This is a genomic window from Streptomyces sp. NPDC046727 (assembly GCF_040645635.1).
Lineage (GTDB): Bacteria > Actinomycetota > Actinomycetes > Streptomycetales > Streptomycetaceae > Streptomyces.
This window is the reverse complement of the sequence record NZ_JBEYYR010000027.1, coordinates 42,770-60,411: the sequence shown is the minus strand read 5'-3', so window position 1 is coordinate 60,411 and position 17,642 is coordinate 42,770. Positions and strand designations below refer to the sequence as shown.

Sequence of the window (17,642 nt, the reverse complement as noted above, 5' to 3'; positions counted from 1 at the left end):
ATACTCCCGGGGCGGGTGTGCGTGGGCGGGTTGACTCAGTACGTGTAGAAGCCCTGCCCGCTCTTGCGGCCGATGTCACCGGCATCCACCATCCGGCGCATCAGCTCCGGCGGGGCGAACTTCTCGTCCTGGGTCTCGGTGTAGATGTTGCCGGCGGCGTGCAGCAGGATGTCCACGCCGGTGAGGTCGGTGGTGGCCAGCGGACCCATGGCGTGGCCGAAGCCCAGCTTGCAGGCGAGGTCGATGTCCTCGGCGGTCGCGACGCCGGACTCGTAGAGCTTGACGGCCTCGACGACGAGGGCGGAGATCAGCCGGGTGGTGACGAAGCCGGCCACGTCCCGGTTGACGACGATGCAGGTCTTGCCGACGGACTCGGCGAACTCCCGGGCGGTGGCGAGGGTTTCGTCGCTGGTCTTGTAGCCGCGGACCAGCTCCACGAGCTGCATCATCGGCACCGGCGAGAAGAAGTGCACGCCGACGACCCGCTCGGGGTGCTCGGTGGCCGCGGCGATCTTCGTGATCGGGATGGCGGAGGTGTTGGAGGCGAGCACGGCGTCCTCGCGCACGAGCTTGTCGAGCGCGCGGAAGATCTCGTGCTTGACCTCCAGCTTCTCGAAGACGGCCTCCACGACGATGTCGGCGTCGGCGGCGGCGTCCAGGTCGGTGGTCGGGGTGATGCGCGCGAGGGCGGCCTCGGCGTCCTCGGCCGCCAGCCTGCCCTTGCCGACGAACTTGTCGTACGAGGCCTTGATGCCGTCGGTGCCGCGCTGCAGTGCCTCGTCGGTGACGTCCCGCAGGACGACGTCCCAGCCCGCCTGTGCGGCGACCTGGGCGATGCCGGAACCCATGAGACCGGCCCCGATGACGGCGAGCTTCCGTGCCACTCCGACTCCCTTGAACGCGGTGAAGGTCTGCCTCTCGGCGGACCATAGCGCTCCGGCGCCGCTGTGTGACCGGTAAGTAACGCGCGTCACGTCTCATTTGACGGACATCACACCGGCAGGGGTCAGTCCACGCCTCGGACGGCGTAGTTGAGCACCTTTTCGCTCAACAGGTCCTCGATGTCGTCGAGGAGTACGAGTACCTCTCGTGACACTTCGGCCGGTTTGCGCCCGGCGAGCATCTCGCGTCCGATGGTGACGAAGACCGCCTGATGGATCCAGCAGATCTGACCGGCCATCAGGTTCGGCAGCGGATCGTCGTCGGCGGCGGCGGTCTCCTCCCGCAGGGCCGCCTCCAGGGTGTCGTGCATCTCCTGCTGCAGGCTCCACAGCCGGGAGCGCAGCGGCGGCGCGTCCTGGATGACGCGCATGAAGCGGTCGTAGCCCTCCAGCAGGCCGACCCTGGGCGAGACGGCCTCGACCTCCCCGCGCAGTTCGCGCAGCACGGCGCGCGCGGCGGACTCGCCGGCGTCCCGGCCCCGGACCCAGCGGGCCAGCCGGTCGGCCACCCCGGCCGAGCGGTCGAAGAAGAGGTCCTCCTTGGCCGGGAAGTAGTTGTAGACGGTGTTGACGGAGACGTTCGCGGCCTCGGCGATCTCCGCGACGGTCACCGCCTCGAAGCCGCGCTCCAGGAACAGTCCCGTGGCGACATCCGAGATGTACTGCCGGGTCTGCCGCTTCTTCCGTTCCCTGAGCCCCTCTGCCATGCCCGCATCCTAACTTCGCTGGGCCAACTGAAAACTTGGTGTCATTGCAAAATTTCAGGGACTCTGTTTTTCTGTGGGCATGGCAGTCATCAGTACGGCGGGCCTCGCCCGCACCTTCCGGACCAAGGCCGGGCCCGTCGACGCCGTCCGCGGCATCGACCTCACCGTCCGCGAGGGAGAGATCCTCGGCTTCCTCGGCCCCAACGGCGCCGGCAAGACGACCACCCTGCGGATGCTCACCACACTCCTGAAGCCGACCGGCGGCGCGGCCACGGTCGCCGGCTGCGACCTGGCGACCGATCCGGCGGGGGTGCGCCGGGCGAGCGGCTATGTCGCCCAGTCCGGCGGAGTGGACCCGCAGATCACCGTGCGGGAGGAGCTGGTCACCCAGGGCCGGCTGTACCGCCTGCCGAAGGCCGAGGCGGTCGCGCGCGCCGGGGAGCTGGCGCGGGAGCTGGACCTCACCGGGCTCCTCGACCGAAGGACCGGCGCGCTCTCGGGAGGCCAGCGGCGCCGCCTGGACATCGCGATGGCGCTCACCCACCGCCCGAAGGTGCTGTTCCTGGACGAGCCGACGACCGGCCTGGACCCCGGCAGCCGCGCCGACCTGTGGGACCTGGTCCGCCGGCTGCGCGACGAGCACGGTACGACCGTCTTCCTCACCACCCACTACCTGGACGAGGCCGACGCCCTCGCCGACCGGCTGGTGATCGTCGACCGGGGCACGGTCGCCGCCGAGGGCACCCCGGGCGCGCTGAAGCTGGAGTACGGCGGCTCGATCGACGCCTCGCTCCAGGACACGTTCCTCGCCGTCACCGGCCGCGGGCCCTCCCCGGCCGACTCCGCCCCCGTCGCCGTATAGGACCGCGCACATGCTCCTCCACGACACGGCCCTGATCTACGGCCGCTATCTCCGCCAGTCCCTGCGCTCCCGCTTCGCCCTGCTCTTCGGCGTGCTGACGCCGCTGCTCTACCTGCTCTTCTTCGGCCCGCTGCTCACCGGTCTGCCGCTGGGCGGGCAGGGCAGCTCCTGGCAGGTGCTGGTCCCCGGGCTGCTGCTGCAGCTCGGCCTGTTCGGGGCCCTGTTCGCCGGGTTCACCGTCATCATCGAGAACGGGCAGGGGGTGGTGGAGCGGATGCGGGTGACCCCGGTGAGCCGGCTCGCCCTGCTGCTCGGCCGGGTGCTGCGGGACGCCACGGTGTTCGTCTTCCAGGCGGTGCTGCTGGTGCTGGCCGCGCTGGTGATGGGCCTGCGCGCGCCGCTGGCCGGCATTCTGGTCGGCTTCGCCTTCGTCGCCCTGCTCACGCTCTCGCTGGCCTCGGTGTCGTACGCGCTCGGCATGAAGGTCCGCACCCCGCAGGAGTTCGGCCCGCTGATCAACGCGGTGTCGATGCCGTCGATGCTGCTGTCCGGCCTGATGCTCCCGATGACGCTCGCGCCCACCTGGCTGGACGTGCTCTCGCACTTCGTCCCGTTCCGCTATCTGGTGGACGCCGTCCGCGACGCCTACGTGGGCCACTACACGAGCGCGCACATGCTCTACGGCGTCCTGGTCGCCGTCGGCTTCTCGGCGCTGGCCGTGACGGTGGGCACACGGGTGTTCCGGACGGCCGGGGCGTAACTACGCTGGCCGCATGGTCAATCTGACGCGCATCTACACCAGGACCGGCGACCAGGGCACCACCAGCCTCGGCGACATGAGCCGGGTGCCCAAGACGGACCTCAGGATCTCCGCCTACGCGGACGCCAACGAGGCCAACGCGGTCATCGGCACCGCGATCGCGCTGGGCGGTCTGGAGGAGGAGATCGTCGCGGTCCTCACCCGCGTCCAGAACGACCTGTTCGACGTGGGTGCGGACCTGTCGACGCCGGTGGTGGAGAACCCGCAGTTCCCGCCGCTCAGGGTGGAGCAGTTCTACATCGACCGGCTGGAGGCGGACTGCGACCGCTTCAACGAGCGGCTGGAGAAACTGCGCTCCTTCATCCTGCCCGGCGGCACCCCGGGCGCGGCCCTGCTCCACCAGGCGTGCACGGTCGCACGCCGGGCCGAGCGCTCCACCTGGACGGCCCTGGAGGTGCACGGCGAGACGATGAACCCGCTCACCGCGACCTACCTCAACCGCCTCTCCGACCTGCTGTTCATCCTGGCCCGCAGCGCCAACCGGGAGACCGGCGACGTGCTGTGGGTGCCGGGCGGGGAGCGCTGACCGCCGCCGCGGTCAGTCGCCGGTCCGGCCGTCGGTCAGCTCGCGCAGGATGTCGATGTGGCCGTTGTGCCGGGCCGTCTCCTCGATGAGGTGCAGCACGATCCAGCGGAGGTCGACCGCGCTGCCGTCGTCCCGCTTCCGCTGTGCCTTGGTGTCCAGGTCGTGCGCGGCGATCAGCTCGTTGTGCCGCGCGCATTCCTCGGCGTACTCGTCGAGCAGCCGGGACAGCGGGAGGTCGACGGCGATCCGCATCTCGCGGTCGGGGTCCTCGTCGGTCCAGGGGCCCTCGTCCTCCTCCCCCAGGAAGACGACCCGGAACCAGTGGTACTCGACCCAGCGCAGATGGCTGATCAGTCCGCTCAGCGTCATCAGCGGCGAACCGGGCAGGTGCGCCCTGCGGGCGTCCTCGTCGGAGAGGTCCTCGCACTTTTCGCGCGCGGTGGCGCGGACGTAGTCGAGGAAGGTGGTCAGCTGGGTGCGCTCGTCCCAGGCGGGAGGCGTGTCGGTGCGTGTCATCGCCGCGATGATGAACCGGCGCCCGACTCGCTGTCGACCGGATTTTCGACGGCCTTGCCCCGGGGCTCCTGCTTGGGGAAGACGGTGTAGCTGACGGCGATGACCAGGTTGATGCCGATCACCCACAGCATGCGCAGCTGCCACGCCCGCAGCGAGCCGGTGTCGCCGTCGCCGCCGACGTACCAGACGGCGGCCTGGAGCAGCGCGCAGGCGACCAGCGAGGCCAGGATCCAGCGGCCCGCGACCTTCCACTCGTGGACCGCGCGGGCCGTGCCGTACTTCGGCGGCCTGACCGGCGGCGGGCCGCCGGCGAAGCGGTGGGCCACCCGGGCGTCGGCCCACTTGATGGTGGAGTGGCCGAGACCGACCGTGAAGCCGATGTAGACCGCGGCGAGGCCGTGCCGCCAGTCGGGTTCGGCGCCGTTCTTGAGGTCGATCGCGGTGACGGCGAAGAGCACGACCTCCAGCAGCGGCTCGCACAGCAGCAGGGCCAGGCCGGTGCGCGGCATCCGCAGCGCGTACCGGAAGGCCAGCCCGGCCGCCAGCAGCACCCAGAACGCCACCTCACAGGCGATGATCAGTCCGACGATCACGTTTCGCTCCCCTCGTTCACCCTTCCAGGCTCCCGGCCGGATCCGCCGGTTTCGTCGTCGGCGCAGAGGAATCCGCGGGTAAGCGAAAGTCGCAGTACGGCACCCTTCCCCGGGTGCAGGCGGCCCGCCCCGGCGCCGTGTTGGATAAGGGGCATGGCCCGCACGCTCCCCCGCCCGCACCACGACGACTGGTACATCGCCGTGGGCGGACTGCTCGGCGGGGTGCTGCTGTGGGCGCTGGGGATCCATCCGCGCGTGTCCTCGGACGACCTGGTGCTGTGGGGCGCGCCCTGGGCGCCGCTGGTGCCGCTGGCGGTGACGGCGGCGTGCGAGCCGTTGCGCCGCATCCGGCCGCGCACCGGCCTGCTGATCGGTACCGGCGCGCTGGCCCTGGACACGGTGACCCTCGGCAGCATCGTCACGATCGTGCTGTACACCGACCTGGTGTACGCGGCCGTCCTGTACGGCACCCCGGCCTCCGCCCGCCGCATCCCGTGGATCACCGGGATGCTCACGGTCCTCGGCGGGGTGGTCCCGGCGGCGCTGTGGCGGGATCCGCAGGGGCTGCTGATCGGGGTGGGCATCGGGGTGGTGGCGCTGGCCCCCGCCGCCACCGGGGCGACCGTGCGCGACCACCGCGAGGCCGCCGAGGCCGCCCGGCTGCGCGCCGAACAGACCGCGCTGCTGGCCGAGATGGACCGCACGCAGGCGGTCACCGCCGAACGGGCCCGGATGGCCCGCGAGTTGCACGACATGGTGGCCAACCATCTGTCGGCCATCGCCATCCACTCCACGGCGGCGCTCTCCCTGGACGACCCGAAGACCACCCGGGACGCGCTGGCCGTCATCCGGGAGAACAGCGTGGCGGGTCTGGCCGAGATGCGCCGGCTGATCGGCATCCTGCGCACCGGCTCCGGCGATCGGGAGCCCGCCGCTTCCCCCACGCTGGACGGCCTCGGCGCCCTGGTCGACCGGGCTCGGGCGGGCGGCCTGGACGTCACCCTGGACGCCGGTCACGGCAAGGTGCCGGCGCCGGTGGAACTGGCCGCCTACCGGATCGTGCAGGAGTCGCTGACCAACGCCCTCAAACACGCGGCGAAGGGGCGCGTCCAGGTCTCCCTCCGGCAGCACAGCGACCTGCTGGACATCCGGGTGACCAGCCCCTACCGGCCCGGCGACGGCCCCCGCGCACCCGGCTCCGGCTCCGGCCTCACCGGGATGCGCGAGCGGGCCGCGCTGCTCGGCGGCGCGTTCGAGGCCGGGCCGCGGGGCGCCCAGTGGGCCGTACGCGCCACCCTGCCGCTCACCGAAGGAGACTGAAGCATGATCCGTGTCCTGGTCGCCGAGGACCAGTCCGCCGTCCGTGCCGGGCTCGTCCTGATCCTGCGCAGCGCGCCGGACATCGAGGTGGTCGGGGAGGCGGAGGACGGCGAGCGGGCGGTCGAACTGGCCCGGAGCCTGCGGCCGGACCTGATCCTGATGGACGTTCAGATGCCCCGCCTGGACGGGGTCTCCGCGACCCGGCGGGTCGTCGCCGAGGGGCTCGCGGATGTGCTCGTGCTGACCACCTTCGACCTGGACGAGTACGTGTTCGGCGCGCTGCGGGCGGGCGCGGCCGGATTCCTGCTGAAGAACACCGAGGCGAGGGATCTGCTGGAGGCGGTACGGACGGTGGCGCGCGGGGAGGGGATCGTCGCGCCGGCCGTGACCCGGCGGCTGATCGCCGAGTTCGCCGCGGCGCCGGCGCGGGAGGCGGGGGCCGACCCGGCCGTGCTGGAGGACCTCACCCGGCGGGAGCGGGAGGTGCTGGGCTGTATCGGCGAGGGGCTGTCGAACGCGGAGATCGCGGCCCGCCTGGACATGGCGGAGGGCACGGTGAAGACGCACGTCAGCCGGTTGCTGGCCAAGCTGGAGCTGCGCAGCCGGGTGCAAGCCGCCGTCCTCGCCCGGGAGTTGGGGGTCTAGTACCGCTCGGCACCGCTCCGCCCCGGAATGGTCCAGACCTATTGACCTGTGGTCCAGACCTTTCTACCCTCGCAGCACCGTGGGCGTGAAGGCTCAGTCATGCCCCTGACACCCCCGATGACGAGGGAGGCGCAGCATGCGCTTCAGACACAGAGCCGCGGCAGGGTTCGCGACCCTGTTGCTCCCCCTGGCCGGTCTGGTCGGTCTCGCGAGCCCCGCGCAGGCCGCGACGAACGCGACGGCCGGCTTCACCAAGACGAGCGACTGGGGAACCGGCTTCGGTGGTCAGTGGACCATCAAGAACACCGGTACCAGCAGCATCAGCTCCTGGACCATCGAGTGGGACTTCCCCTCCGGCACGTCCGTCACCTCCGCCTGGGACGCGGACGTCACCGGCTCCGGCACCCACTGGACGGCGAAGAACAAGTCCTACAACGGCACCATCGCCCCCGGCGCCACCGTCTCCTTCGGCTTCAACGGCGCGGGCTCCGGCTCCCCGTCCAACTGCAAGCTGAACGGCGACAGCTGCGACGGTACGACGGTCCCGGGTGACGCGGCCCCGTCCGCCCCCGGCACCCCGACCGCCTCCTCCGTCACCGACACCTCGGTGAAGCTCGGCTGGAGCGCGGCCACCGACGACAAGGGCGTCAAGAACTACGACGTGCTGCGCGACGGCACCAAGGTCGCCACGGTCACCACCACGTCGTACACCGACACCGGCCTGACCGCCGGCACCGACTACTCCTACACCGTGCGGGCCCGCGACACCGCCGACCAGACCGGCCCGGTCAGCGGCGCGGTCAAGGTGCACACCACCGGCGGCGGCACCACTCCCCCGCCCAGCGGCGACAAGGTCAAGCTCGGCTACTTCACCGAGTGGGGCATCTACGGCCGCAACTACAACGTCAAGAACCTGGTGACGTCCGGCTCCGCGTCGAAGATCACGCACATCAACTACGCCTTCGGCAACGTCACCGGCGGCAAGTGCGCGATCGGCGACTCCTACGCCGACTACGACAAGGCGTTCACCGCCGACCAGTCCGTCAGCGGCACCGCCGACACCTGGGACCAGCCGCTGCGCGGCAACTTCAACCAGCTGCGCCAGCTGAAGGCGAAGTACCCGAACATCAAGGTGCTGTGGTCCTTCGGCGGCTGGACCTGGTCCGGCGGCTTCGGCGAGGCCGCGAAGAACCCGGCCGCCTTCGCCCAGTCCTGCTACGACCTGGTCGAGGACCCGCGCTGGGCCGACGTCTTCGACGGCATCGACATCGACTGGGAGTACCCGAACGCCTGCGGCCTGAGCTGTGACACCTCCGGTGCCGCCGCCTACAAGAACCTGATGGCCGCGCTGCGCGCCAAGTTCGGCTCGAACAACCTGGTCACCGCCGCGGTCACCGCCGACGGCTCGGCCGGCGGCAAGATCGAGGCCGCGGACTACGCGGGCGCCGCCCAGTCCGTCGACTGGTACAACGTGATGACGTACGACTTCTTCGGCGCCTGGGACGCCAAGGGCCCGACCGCCCCGCACTCCCCGCTCACCTCGTACGACGGCATCCCGAAGGCGGGCTTCACCACCGCCGACGCGATGGCCAAGTTCAAGTCGATCGGCGTGCCCGCGAGCAAGCTGCTCATCGGCATCGGCTTCTACGGCCGCGGCTGGACCGGCGTCACCCAGGACGCCCCCGGCGGCACCGCCACCGGCCCGGCGGCCGGCACCTACGAGCAGGGCATCGAGGACTACAAGGTGCTCAAGACGTCCTGTCCGGCGACCGGCACGATCGCGGGTACGGCGTACGCGCACTGCGGCAGCAACTGGTGGTCGTACGACACTCCGGCCACCATCGCGACCAAGATGGCGTGGGCCAAGAACCAGGGCCTCGGCGGCGCCTTCTTCTGGGAGTTCAGCGGTGACACCAGCAACGGCGAACTGGTGAGCGCCATCAGCAACAACCTGTAAGAGCGAACAGAACCACTTAAGCGACGTTGACGCTCCCCCCAGACTTCGTCCGGGGGGACCCCCACCCAGCGAGTGAATGTGGCTACGCCACATTCACTCGCTGTCCGGGCGGGGCTGCTTCCAGCCACGCGAGAAACCCGGTCAGCGCGTCTTCGCTCATGGCGAGTTCGAGGCGGGTGCCCCGGTGCGTACAGGCCAGCACCACCGCGTCCGACAGCAGCGCCAGCTCCTCCTCGCCCTCGGGCAGCCGGCGGCCGGCCACCTCGATCTGCGCGCGCTCCAGGACGCGGCGGGGGCGAAGCGCGTAGGAGAAGACCCGGTACCACTCGATGCGGTCGCCGTTGTAGCGGGCGACGCCGTAGCTCCAGCCCTTGCCGCCCGCGTCCGGTTTCTCCGCCACGTCCCAGCGCAGCGAGCAGTCGAAGGTGCCGCCGGAGCGCTGGATGAGCCTGCGGCGCAGTCCGAACAGGAACAGCCCCACCACCACGAGCGCGACCACGATCCCGCACACAGTCAGAGCGAGGATCATCGGCACCGACCTCCTCGTCTCCTAGGAACTGCTTCTGTCACTGAGTAATGAAACGGAAAAAACACCTACATCTGCCTCAGCCGCGACCGGCACCGGATTGCTCCGGGCCGGCCGCGGCTGAGTGACGTCAACGTACAGCGCGGCTGGTTCAGCGCGCCGCCGCAGCACGCAGTCGGACGTCCGCGCGGCGTTCGGCGGCGGCGTCGCCCTCCGCCTTCGCGCGCTCCAGCTCCCGCTCCGTGCGCTGGACATCGATCTCGTCCGACAGCTCGGCGATCTCGGCCAGCAGGGACAGCTTGTCGTCCGCGAACGAGATGAAACCGCCGTGCACCGCGGCGACGACCGTTCCACCATCACTCGTACGGATGGTCACCGGGCCCGACTCCAGCACACCGAGCAGCGGCTGGTGACCGGGCATGACGCCGATGTCGCCGGACGTGGTGCGCGCGACGACCAGGGTGGCCTCACCGGACCAGACCTGGCGGTCGGCGGCGACCAGCTCGACGTGCAGCTCAGCAGCCAAGGGTGGCTCCTCGGGTCACCACCCGGCGGTAGTGCCGGGTGTTGGGGTCAATTCTAGAGGGCGTGGATGAGGGGGCGGGACGCACCCGCCCCCTCACACGAGCGCGAGGCTCAGGAGACGCCCAGCTCCTTGGCGTTGGCCTTGAGGTCCTCGAGGCCACCGCACATGAAGAACGCCTGCTCGGGGAAGTGGTCGTACTCACCGTCGCAGATCGCGTTGAACGCGGCGATCGACTCGTCGAGCGGCACGTCCGAGCCGTCCACGCCGGTGAACTGCTTGGCGACGTGGGTGTTCTGGGACAGGAAGCGCTCCACACGACGGGCACGGTGGACGACGAGCTTGTCCTCCTCGCCCAGCTCGTCGATACCGAGGATCGCGATGATGTCCTGGAGGTCCTTGTACTTCTGCAGGATCGTCTTCACGCGCATGGCCGCGTTGTAGTGATCCGCCGAGATGTAGCGCGGGTCCAGGATCCGGGACGTGGAGTCCAGCGGGTCCACGGCCGGGTAGATGCCCTTCTCGGAGATCGGACGGGACAGAACCGTCGTCGCGTCGAGGTGGGCGAAGGTGGTGGCCGGGGCCGGGTCGGTCAGGTCGTCCGCGGGGACGTAGATCGCCTGCATCGAGGTGATCGAGTGACCGCGGGTCGACGTGATGCGCTCCTGGAGGAGACCCATCTCGTCGGCCAGGTTCGGCTGGTAACCCACCGCGGACGGCATACGGCCGAGCAGCGTGGAGACCTCGGAACCGGCCTGCGTGAAGCGGAAGATGTTGTCGATGAAGAACAGCACGTCCTGCTTCTGGACGTCACGGAAGTACTCGGCCATGGTGAGGCCGGCCAGCGCGACGCGCAGACGGGTGCCCGGGGGCTCGTCCATCTGACCGAAGACCAGGGCGGTCTTGTCGATGACGCCGGAGTCCGACATCTCCTCGATGAGGTCGTTGCCCTCACGGGTGCGCTCACCGACACCGGCGAACACGGAGACACCGTCGTGGTTGTTGGCGACGCGGTAGATCATCTCCTGGATGAGCACCGTCTTGCCGACGCCGGCGCCGCCGAACAGGCCGATCTTGCCGCCCTTGACGTACGGGGTGAGCAGGTCGATGACCTTGACGCCCGTCTCGAACATCTCGGTCTTCGACTCGAGCTCGTCGAAGTTCGGGGCCTTGCGGTGGATGCCCCAGCGCTCGCCCTCGTACTGCTCGTCGACGTTCAGCACCTCACCGAGGGTGTTGAACACCTTGCCCTTGGTGAAGTCACCGACGGGCACCGTGATGGAGTTGCCGGTGTCGACGACCGGGGCCTGGCGGACCAGACCGTCGGTGGGCTGCATGGAGATGGTGCGGACCAGGCCGTCACCCAGGTGCTGGGCGACCTCCAGGGTCAGCGTCTTCTTCTCGCCGGCGTTGGCCGGGTCGGCCACCTCGACGTGAAGGGCGTTGTAGATGTCCGGCATCGCGTCGACGGGGAACTCCACGTCGACGACCGGGCCGATGACCCGGGCGACGCGGCCCGTAGCCGTCGCGGTCTCAACAGTGGTGGTCATTATCGGTCACTCCCCGCGGTCGCGTCGGCCAGGGCGCTCGCGCCACCGACGATCTCGCTGATTTCCTGGGTGATTTCGGCCTGGCGGGCCGCGTTGGCAAGACGGGAGAGCGTGTTGATCAGCTCGCCCGCGTTGTCGGTGGCCGACTTCATCGCGCGCCGCGTGGCGGCGTGCTTGGAGGCGGCCGACTGGAGCAGCGCGTTGTAGATCCGGCTCTCCACGTAGCGCGGCAGCAGGGCGTCGAGGACGTCCTCCGCCGACGGCTCGAAGTCGTACAGCGGGAGGATCTCGCCCTTGGGCTTGGCCTCCTCGGCGACCTCTTCGAGACGCAGCGGCAGCAGCCGGGCGTCGAGCGCGGTCTGCGTCATCATCGAGACGAACTCGGTGTAGACGATGTGGAGCTCGTCCACGCCGCCGTCCGCCGTCTCCTTCTCGATGGCCTCGATCAGAGGCTCCGCCACCTTCTTGGCGTCCGCGTACGACGGCTCGTCGGTGAAGCCCGTCCACGACTCCGAGATCTTGCGCTCACGGAAGTTGTAGTGGGCGACACCACGGCGGCCGACGATGTACGTGTCCACCTGCTTGCCCTCGCGCTCCAGGCGCTCGGTCAGCTGCTCCGCCGCCTTGATGGCGTTGGAGTTGAAGGCGCCGGCCAGACCGCGGTCGCTCGTGAGGAGCAGGACCGCGGCACGGGTCGGGTTCTCCGCCTCCGTGGTGAGCGGGTGCTTGGTGTTCGAACCCGTACCGACCGCCGTGACCGCGCGCGTCAGCTCGGTCGCGTACGGCGTGGAGGCCGCCACCTTGCGCTGCGCCTTGACGACGCGCGAGGCGGCGATCATCTCCATCGCCTTGGTGATCTTCTTGGTCGCGCTGACGGATCGGATGCGACGCTTGTAGACCCGGAGCTGGGCTCCCATGAGTCAGGTCCCTTCCTTACGTCACTTGGAAGCAGCGGCAGGAGTGTCCTCGCCGAGCAGCTTCCCGTCCGAGGTCTCGAACTGCTTCTTGAACTCCGCCACCGCGTCGTCGATCGCCTGGATCGTGTCGTTCGACATCTTGGCGCCCTCGCGGATGGAGGTGAGCAGGCCCGCCTCCTTGCGGTGCAGGTAGTCCAGCAGCTCGCGCTCGAAGCGGCGGATGTCGGCGACCGGGACGTCGTCCATACGGCCGTTGGTGCCGGCCCAGACGGAGACGACCTGGTCCTCGGTGGACATCGGCTGGTACTGGTCCTGCTTCAGCAGCTCGACCATGCGCTGACCGCGCTCCAGCTGCGCCTTGGAGGCCGCGTCCAGGTCGGAACCGAAGGCGGCGAACGCCTCCAGCTCACGGAACTGGGCGAGGTCCACACGGAGGCGGCCGGAGACCTGGCGCATCGCCTTGTGCTGCGCGGAACCACCGACTCGGGAGACGGAGATACCGACGTTCAGCGCGGGGCGCTGACCGGCGTTGAACAGGTCCGACTCCAGGAAGCACTGGCCGTCGGTGATGGAGATGACGTTGGTCGGGATGAACGCCGAGACGTCGTTGGCCTTGGTCTCGACGATCGGCAGACCGGTCATCGAGCCGGCACCCATGTCGTCGGAGAGCTTGGCGCAGCGCTCCAGCAGACGGGAGTGCAGGTAGAAGACGTCACCCGGGTAGGCCTCACGGCCCGGCGGGCGGCGCAGCAGCAGGGACACGGCGCGGTAGGCGTCGGCCTGCTTCGACAGGTCGTCGAAGATGATGAGGACGTGCTTGCCCTCGTACATCCACTGCTGGCCGATGGCCGAACCGGTGTACGGCGCCAGGTACTTGAAGCCGGCCGGGTCGGACGCCGGGGCGGCGACGATGGTCGTGTACTCCAGGGCGCCGTTCTCCTCCAGCGCGCGGCGCACGCCGGCGATGGTGGAGCCCTTCTGGCCGATGGCGACGTAGATGCAGCGGACCTGCTTCTTCGGGTCGCCCGTGCGCCAGTTGTCGCGCTGGTTGATGATCGTGTCGACGGCCAGGGCGGTCTTGCCGGTCTGGCGGTCACCGATGATCAGCTGACGCTGACCACGGCCGATCGGGGTCATCGCGTCCACGGCCTTGTAGCCGGTCTCCATCGGCTCGTGCACCGACTTGCGCTGCATGACCGTGGGGGCCTGCAGCTCGAGGGCGCGGCGGCCGGACGTCTCGATCTCGCCGAGGCCGTCGATCGGGTTGCCGAGCGGGTCGACGACACGGCCGAGGTAGCCCTCGCCGACCGCGACGGAGAGGACCTCACCGGTGCGCTGCACCGGCTGACCCTCCTCGATGCCGCTGAACTCACCGAGGACGATGGCACCGATCTCGCGCTCTTCCAGGTTCAGCGCGAGGCCGAGGGTGCCGTCCTCGAACTTCAGCAGTTCGTTGGCCATGGCCGAGGGCAGGCCCTCGACCTTCGCGATGCCGTCGCCGGCAAGGGTGACCGTACCGACCTCCTCGCGCGAGGCCGCGTCCGGCTTGTACGACTGGACGAAGGTCTCCAGTGCGTCCCGGATCTCCTCCGGCCGGATCGTGAGCTCCGCCATCTGGGTTCCCTGCTCTCCTTGTTGGGCCCGAAGTTTCACTTTGGGGGTCTGGGGGCGACCCCCAGGAATCCTCTGCACGGCCCAACCAGGGCCGTAAGTACGTACTGCTTTTCTCGAAATATCGAGTTGCTGCTAGCTCGCCATGCGGCGGGCGGCCTCGTCCAGCCGGTCCGCGAGCGAGCCGTTGATGACCTCGTCACCGACCTGCACCCGGATGCCTCCGACGACCTCGGGGTCGACGTCGAGGTTCAGGTGCATCCGACGCCCGTAGAGCTTGGTCAGAGCGGCGCCGAGGCGCTGCTTCTGTCCGTCGCTCAGCGGCACCGCCGAGGTGACGACGGCGACCAGGCGGTCCCGGCGCTCGGCGGCGAGCTTGGACAGGGACTCCAGTCCCGACTCCAGGCTACGTCCCCGCGGCGCGGTTACGAGGCGCGTCACCAGACGCTCGGTGGCCGGCTTGGCCCGCCCGCCGAGGAGCCGGTTCAGCAGCTCGGTCTTGGCCGAGGCGCCGGCGGCACGGTCGGTGAGCGCGGCACGCAGCTCGGTGCTGGAGGAGACGATCCGGCCGAACCGGAACAGCTCGTCCTCGACGTCGTCGAGGGTGCCCGTCTTCTCCGCCGCCGTGAGGTCGGCGATGTCCGCCAGCTCCTCCAGCGCGTCCACCAGGTCGCGGGGCTGCGACCAGCGGGAACGCGCCAGCCCGGACACCAGGTCGGCGGTCGGGCCGCTGACCTGGCCACCGACCAGACGCTGGACCAGCTGGGCCTTCGCCTCTCCGGGCTGCGCCGGGTCGGTGAGGACCCGGCGCAGGCCGGCCTCGCGGTCGAGCAGCGCGGTGACGGCCGCCAGCTCGTCGGCGAGCTTCGCGGCGTCCACGGACGTGGAGTCCGTCAGCGCGTCGAGACGCTCACGTGCGGCTGCCAGGGCCTCGCGGCTCGCTCCGTTCATCGCGTGGCCTCGGCCTTCTCCTCAAGCTCGTCGAGGAAGCGGTCGATCACACGGCTCTGGCGGGCGTGGTCCTCAAGGGACTCGCCGACGAGCTTGCCGGCCAGTTCGGTGGCGAGCCTGCCGACGTCCTGACGCAGCGCGGAGGCCGCGGTCTTGCGGTCGGCCTCGATCTGGGCGTGACCGGCGGTGACGATCTCCTCGCGCTGCCGCTGGCCCTCGGCCCGCATCTCGGCGATGAGCGCGGCACCCTGCTCCTGCGCCTCCTGACGCAGACGCGCGGCCTCGTGCCGGGCCTCGGCGAGCTGGGCCTTGTACTGCTCAAGGACGCTCTGGGCCTCGACCTTCATGGCGTCGGCCTCTTCGATGCCGCCTTCGATCGCCGCGCGACGCTCCTCCAGAACCTTGTTGATGTTCGGAAGCAGCTTCTTCCAGAAGAAGAAGAACACGATGGCGAAGGCGATGGTGCCGACGAGCAGCTCGGGGCCGGCCGGGATGAGCGGGTTCTGCTCCGTCTCCTCGGCCGCCAGCTGTGCCAGGTTGGCGATCACATCAGTGCCTTTCGTCGAAACGTGTCGGTGGGTGGCTCAATTACCGACCGAACACGAACGGCATAACGATGCCGATGAGGGCGAGCGCCTCACAGAAGGCGAAGCCCAGGATCTGGTTGGCGCGGATCAGACCGGCCGCCTCGGGCTGACGGGCGAGGGCCTGGGTGCCGTTACCGAAGATGATGCCGACGCCGATGCCGGGGCCGATGGCCGCGAGGCCGTAGCCGACGGAACCGAGGGAGCCGGAGACACCAGCGGCGAGTTCGATGGCAGCGGACATGCCGTTTCTTCCTTCTCTTTTACGGACCGGTGGGGGTTGGCCACCGGACGACCAGGGGTGGTGGTGTGACTCAGTGGTGCTCGGCGAGAGCGCCCTGAATGTAGGAGCAGGCGAGGAGTACGAAGACGTACGCCTGGACAGCCTGGACGAAGAGCTCGAAGCCGATCATGGCGACCGTCATCACGAAGGACACGCCGGCGGCCGGGACCATCCAGCTGTTCAGCAGGTACCAGGAGGCGACGGTGAACATCACCAGCATCAGGTGACCGGCGAACATGTTGGCGAAGAGTCGCACCGCGTGCGTGAACGGGCGGACGATCAGGTTCGAGAGGAACTCGATGACCATGACCAGCGGAAGGACCCCGCCGAGCGACTTGTCGTACCCCGTGACGTTCTTGAAGAAGCCGACGAAGCCGTGGCGCTTGAAGGTCAGTCCGACCCAGAGGATCCAGACGAGCGCGGCCAGGACGACCGGGAAGGCGAAGACCGAGGAGACCGGGAACTGGGCCAGCGGGATCACGGACCAGATGTTCATGATCCAGATGAAGAAGAAGAGGGAGACCATGAGCGGCACCCACTTCTCGCCCTCGCGCTTGCCGAGGGTCTCGTACACGATGCCGCGGCGCACGAAGTCGTAGCCGGCCTCGCCGATCATCTGGAGCTTGCCCGGGACGACCTTGGCCTTGCCGAAGGCCGCCGAGAAGAACAGGACGACGAGCAGCGTGGTGATGAGCGCGAGCAGCATCACCTTGTTGAACTCGAACCCGCCGACCGTGGCGATCGGCTTGAACAGGAACGAGTGCAGGCCCGGAGCCGGGAAGCCACACCCGTTGTCGGACATGATCCGACAACTCCAGTCAAAGGCGAGCTGGGTCTGGTCAGCACTCACCGCGGGCTCCTTCGGCGTGACGCATGGGTTCGGCAACCTCGTTGTGTCGGCGCGGCACACGGCCGCGGATCGGCACCGGACTGGTGTTACGGATGTGGGGGCGGCTGGGGGGCATCGAGCCTCGCGATCGAGCAGGCGTCAGCTCAGATGCCCGCGCCCGCGATGCCGCAGTTGGCACCGGACGATAGCAGGAGATCTCACAAGCCTTTATCCCGCCCCTACCCCTCACGGCTTGGGCCCTGTCTTCTCGGGCTTCTCACTCTTCGCGGAGTCCGGGTCGATGTAGAAGATCTTGGCCTTCATGTGCGCGCGTGCCTGCGCGGCCATCCACACGACGGTCGCGACGACGAGCGACACGGCGAACGTCTTCGCGTTGAAGAGGGAGGTGTCCTTGAAAACAGCGACGAAAGTCAGGAGGAGCAGCAGCTGGGCGACGTAGAGCAAGAGCCCCATCGCCTGGAACAGCTGCGGGAGCGTTTTTGCCGTCCACTGCAGCACGAGGAGGCCGACTCCCATGAACAGGATGGCCAGCACCGTGCCGACGGCCGCCCCGAGCGCACCCTTGCCTCCCGCGACCGCGGCGCTCACGGCGACAGCGATCGCACCCGCGGCCGCTGTGGGCACAGCGATCCGCAGTAGGTTCCGGGCGTCATTGGACGGCATGGCGGCAACTCCGCTTTCACAAGGGGGCAGGGTGTCGTCATGGACGAGCGTAGTCCCGGGCTGAGTGATCGAGACCTCACACCCAAGGACCGTCGCACTCAGGTCCTTCGGTCCTATCCGGGGTTCTCGTGAACCGTATCACAAACTATTTGATGAGGTCTTTACCTGCTGGGTGTGCTTGCTGTCACACATGAGAGTGACAGTGCCCGTCTGTGCAAAAACCGAGCCGTCTTGTCTGGTATTAGGGGACTTTGCTCCCCCACGAGTTGGCAATGCTCTAGTCAGATTCTTACCTTG

The 17,642-nt window shown here is 69.1% G+C and carries 20 protein-coding genes; 6 read left to right on the top strand and 14 right to left on the bottom strand.

All coding sequences use genetic code 11. The features are described 5' to 3' along the window. Positions 1-35: 35 nt before the first annotated feature. Together ABZ937_RS28620 and ABZ937_RS28615 are read right to left on the bottom strand one after the other, a co-directional pair. A complete protein-coding gene (locus ABZ937_RS28620) occupies positions 36-884 on the bottom strand; it encodes a 3-hydroxyacyl-CoA dehydrogenase family protein (protein ID WP_361696212.1) in 849 nt (282 codons plus the stop codon). 122 nt (positions 885-1,006) lie between these two features. Further along, entirely contained in the window at positions 1,007-1,648 is a 642-nt protein-coding gene (locus ABZ937_RS28615) for a TetR/AcrR family transcriptional regulator (RefSeq protein WP_361696211.1), read from the bottom strand. Positions 1,649-1,727: 79 nt separating this feature from the next. Between ABZ937_RS28615 and ABZ937_RS28610 the strand changes: the two genes are divergently transcribed. From ABZ937_RS28610 to ABZ937_RS28600, 3 genes are read left to right on the top strand one after another with little or no spacing between them, the layout of a single operon-like run. Next, on the top strand, positions 1,728-2,510 hold the full coding sequence (locus tag ABZ937_RS28610; RefSeq protein ID WP_361696210.1) for an ATP-binding cassette domain-containing protein: 783 nt from the start codon (positions 1,728-1,730) through the stop codon (positions 2,508-2,510). Positions 2,511-2,520: 10 nt separating this feature from the next. After that, a complete protein-coding gene (locus ABZ937_RS28605; protein ID WP_361696209.1) occupies positions 2,521-3,270 on the top strand; it encodes an ABC transporter permease in 750 nt (249 codons plus the stop codon). 13 nt (positions 3,271-3,283) lie between these two features. Beyond that, complete coding sequence (locus tag ABZ937_RS28600; RefSeq protein WP_361696208.1) at positions 3,284-3,856, top strand: cob(I)yrinic acid a,c-diamide adenosyltransferase; 573 nt, start codon at positions 3,284-3,286, stop codon at positions 3,854-3,856. Between the two features lie 12 nt (positions 3,857-3,868). Here the strand turns inward: ABZ937_RS28600 and ABZ937_RS28595 are convergent, their stop codons facing one another. Then, positions 3,869-4,372 (bottom strand): DinB family protein, encoded by a 504-nt coding sequence (locus ABZ937_RS28595; protein WP_361696207.1) that lies wholly within the window; start codon positions 4,370-4,372, stop codon positions 3,869-3,871. Continuing rightward, positions 4,369-4,965 carry a hypothetical protein gene (locus ABZ937_RS28590; protein ID WP_361696205.1) on the bottom strand — a complete coding sequence of 199 codons (597 nt, stop codon included), beginning with the start codon at positions 4,963-4,965 and terminating at the stop codon, positions 4,369-4,371. The genes ABZ937_RS28595 and ABZ937_RS28590 overlap by 4 nt, the downstream gene beginning before the upstream one ends. A 153-nt stretch (positions 4,966-5,118) precedes the next feature. On the opposite strand from ABZ937_RS28590, the gene ABZ937_RS28585 reads away from it, so the two are divergent. The 3 genes from ABZ937_RS28585 to ABZ937_RS28575 all read left to right on the top strand — a co-directional run bounded on the left by ABZ937_RS28585 (position 5,119) and on the right by ABZ937_RS28575 (position 8,887). Beyond that, on the top strand, positions 5,119-6,285 hold the full coding sequence (locus tag ABZ937_RS28585) for a histidine kinase (protein ID WP_361696204.1): 1,167 nt from the start codon (positions 5,119-5,121) through the stop codon (positions 6,283-6,285). Between the two features lie 3 nt (positions 6,286-6,288). Further along, positions 6,289-6,930 carry a response regulator transcription factor gene (locus ABZ937_RS28580; RefSeq protein ID WP_361696203.1) on the top strand — a complete coding sequence of 214 codons (642 nt, stop codon included), beginning with the start codon at positions 6,289-6,291 and terminating at the stop codon, positions 6,928-6,930. A gap of 136 nt (positions 6,931-7,066) precedes the next feature. After that, positions 7,067-8,887: a glycoside hydrolase family 18 chitinase gene (locus ABZ937_RS28575; RefSeq protein ID WP_361696202.1), complete on the top strand. Its 1,821-nt coding sequence runs from the start codon at positions 7,067-7,069 to the stop codon at positions 8,885-8,887. 82 nt (positions 8,888-8,969) lie between these two features. Here the strand turns inward: ABZ937_RS28575 and ABZ937_RS28570 are convergent, their stop codons facing one another. The 10 genes from ABZ937_RS28570 to ABZ937_RS28525 all read right to left on the bottom strand — a co-directional run bounded on the left by ABZ937_RS28570 (position 8,970) and on the right by ABZ937_RS28525 (position 17,345). Further along, positions 8,970-9,416, bottom strand: a complete 447-nt coding sequence (locus ABZ937_RS28570) for a DUF2550 domain-containing protein (RefSeq protein ID WP_361696201.1) — start codon at positions 9,414-9,416, stop codon at positions 8,970-8,972. Between the two features lie 148 nt (positions 9,417-9,564). After that, positions 9,565-9,939, bottom strand: coding sequence for a F0F1 ATP synthase subunit epsilon (locus ABZ937_RS28565; RefSeq protein ID WP_067129289.1), 375 nt, complete (start codon positions 9,937-9,939; stop codon positions 9,565-9,567). 110 nt (positions 9,940-10,049) lie between these two features. Next, complete coding sequence (atpD, locus tag ABZ937_RS28560) at positions 10,050-11,486, bottom strand: F0F1 ATP synthase subunit beta (protein ID WP_361696200.1); 1,437 nt, start codon at positions 11,484-11,486, stop codon at positions 10,050-10,052. After that, entirely contained in the window at positions 11,486-12,403 is a 918-nt protein-coding gene (locus ABZ937_RS28555; protein ID WP_361696199.1) for a F0F1 ATP synthase subunit gamma, read from the bottom strand. Before ABZ937_RS28555 ends, atpD begins: the two co-directional genes overlap by 1 nt. Positions 12,404-12,424: 21 nt before the next feature. Further along, the gene (atpA, locus tag ABZ937_RS28550) at positions 12,425-14,017 is read right to left on the bottom strand and encodes a F0F1 ATP synthase subunit alpha (protein ID WP_361696198.1); all 1,593 of its coding nucleotides are present in this window, start codon (positions 14,015-14,017) and stop codon (positions 12,425-12,427) included. Positions 14,018-14,149: 132 nt separating this feature from the next. Further along, on the bottom strand, positions 14,150-14,965 hold the full coding sequence (locus ABZ937_RS28545) for a F0F1 ATP synthase subunit delta (RefSeq protein WP_361696197.1): 816 nt from the start codon (positions 14,963-14,965) through the stop codon (positions 14,150-14,152). Further along, positions 14,962-15,513 (bottom strand): F0F1 ATP synthase subunit B, encoded by a 552-nt coding sequence (locus ABZ937_RS28540; protein WP_361696196.1) that lies wholly within the window; start codon positions 15,511-15,513, stop codon positions 14,962-14,964. Before ABZ937_RS28540 ends, ABZ937_RS28545 begins: the two co-directional genes overlap by 4 nt. Positions 15,514-15,553: 40 nt before the next feature. Then, positions 15,554-15,793 carry an ATP synthase F0 subunit C gene (gene atpE, locus ABZ937_RS28535; protein WP_361696195.1) on the bottom strand — a complete coding sequence of 80 codons (240 nt, stop codon included), beginning with the start codon at positions 15,791-15,793 and terminating at the stop codon, positions 15,554-15,556. Between the two features lie 70 nt (positions 15,794-15,863). Further along, positions 15,864-16,634 carry a F0F1 ATP synthase subunit A gene (gene atpB, locus ABZ937_RS28530; protein ID WP_361696194.1) on the bottom strand — a complete coding sequence of 257 codons (771 nt, stop codon included), beginning with the start codon at positions 16,632-16,634 and terminating at the stop codon, positions 15,864-15,866. Between the two features lie 273 nt (positions 16,635-16,907). After that, complete coding sequence (locus tag ABZ937_RS28525) at positions 16,908-17,345, bottom strand: hypothetical protein (protein WP_361696193.1); 438 nt, start codon at positions 17,343-17,345, stop codon at positions 16,908-16,910. Between the last annotated feature and the right edge of the window lie 297 nt (positions 17,346-17,642).

Coding starts and splice junctions, on each gene's coding strand:
- ABZ937_RS28615 (WP_361696211.1), bottom strand. CDS start 1,648: ATGGCAGAGGGGCTCAGGGAACGGAAGAAGCGGCAGACCCGGCAGTAC.
- ABZ937_RS28610 (WP_361696210.1), top strand. CDS start 1,728: ATGGCAGTCATCAGTACGGCGGGCCTCGCCCGCACCTTCCGGACCAAG.
- ABZ937_RS28605 (WP_361696209.1), top strand. CDS start 2,521: ATGCTCCTCCACGACACGGCCCTGATCTACGGCCGCTATCTCCGCCAG.
- ABZ937_RS28600 (WP_361696208.1), top strand. CDS start 3,284: ATGGTCAATCTGACGCGCATCTACACCAGGACCGGCGACCAGGGCACC.
- ABZ937_RS28595 (WP_361696207.1), bottom strand. CDS start 4,372: ATGACACGCACCGACACGCCTCCCGCCTGGGACGAGCGCACCCAGCTG.
- ABZ937_RS28585 (WP_361696204.1), top strand. CDS start 5,119: ATGGCCCGCACGCTCCCCCGCCCGCACCACGACGACTGGTACATCGCC.
- ABZ937_RS28580 (WP_361696203.1), top strand. CDS start 6,289: ATGATCCGTGTCCTGGTCGCCGAGGACCAGTCCGCCGTCCGTGCCGGG.
- ABZ937_RS28575 (WP_361696202.1), top strand. CDS start 7,067: ATGCGCTTCAGACACAGAGCCGCGGCAGGGTTCGCGACCCTGTTGCTC.
- ABZ937_RS28570 (WP_361696201.1), bottom strand. CDS start 9,416: ATGATCCTCGCTCTGACTGTGTGCGGGATCGTGGTCGCGCTCGTGGTG.
- atpD (WP_361696200.1), bottom strand. CDS start 11,486: ATGACCACCACTGTTGAGACCGCGACGGCTACGGGCCGCGTCGCCCGG.
- ABZ937_RS28555 (WP_361696199.1), bottom strand. CDS start 12,403: ATGGGAGCCCAGCTCCGGGTCTACAAGCGTCGCATCCGATCCGTCAGC.
- atpA (WP_361696198.1), bottom strand. CDS start 14,017: ATGGCGGAGCTCACGATCCGGCCGGAGGAGATCCGGGACGCACTGGAG.
- ABZ937_RS28545 (WP_361696197.1), bottom strand. CDS start 14,965: ATGAACGGAGCGAGCCGCGAGGCCCTGGCAGCCGCACGTGAGCGTCTC.
- atpE (WP_361696195.1), bottom strand. CDS start 15,793: ATGTCCGCTGCCATCGAACTCGCCGCTGGTGTCTCCGGCTCCCTCGGT.
- atpB (WP_361696194.1), bottom strand. CDS start 16,634: ATGTCCGACAACGGGTGTGGCTTCCCGGCTCCGGGCCTGCACTCGTTC.
- ABZ937_RS28525 (WP_361696193.1), bottom strand. CDS start 17,345: ATGCCGTCCAATGACGCCCGGAACCTACTGCGGATCGCTGTGCCCACA.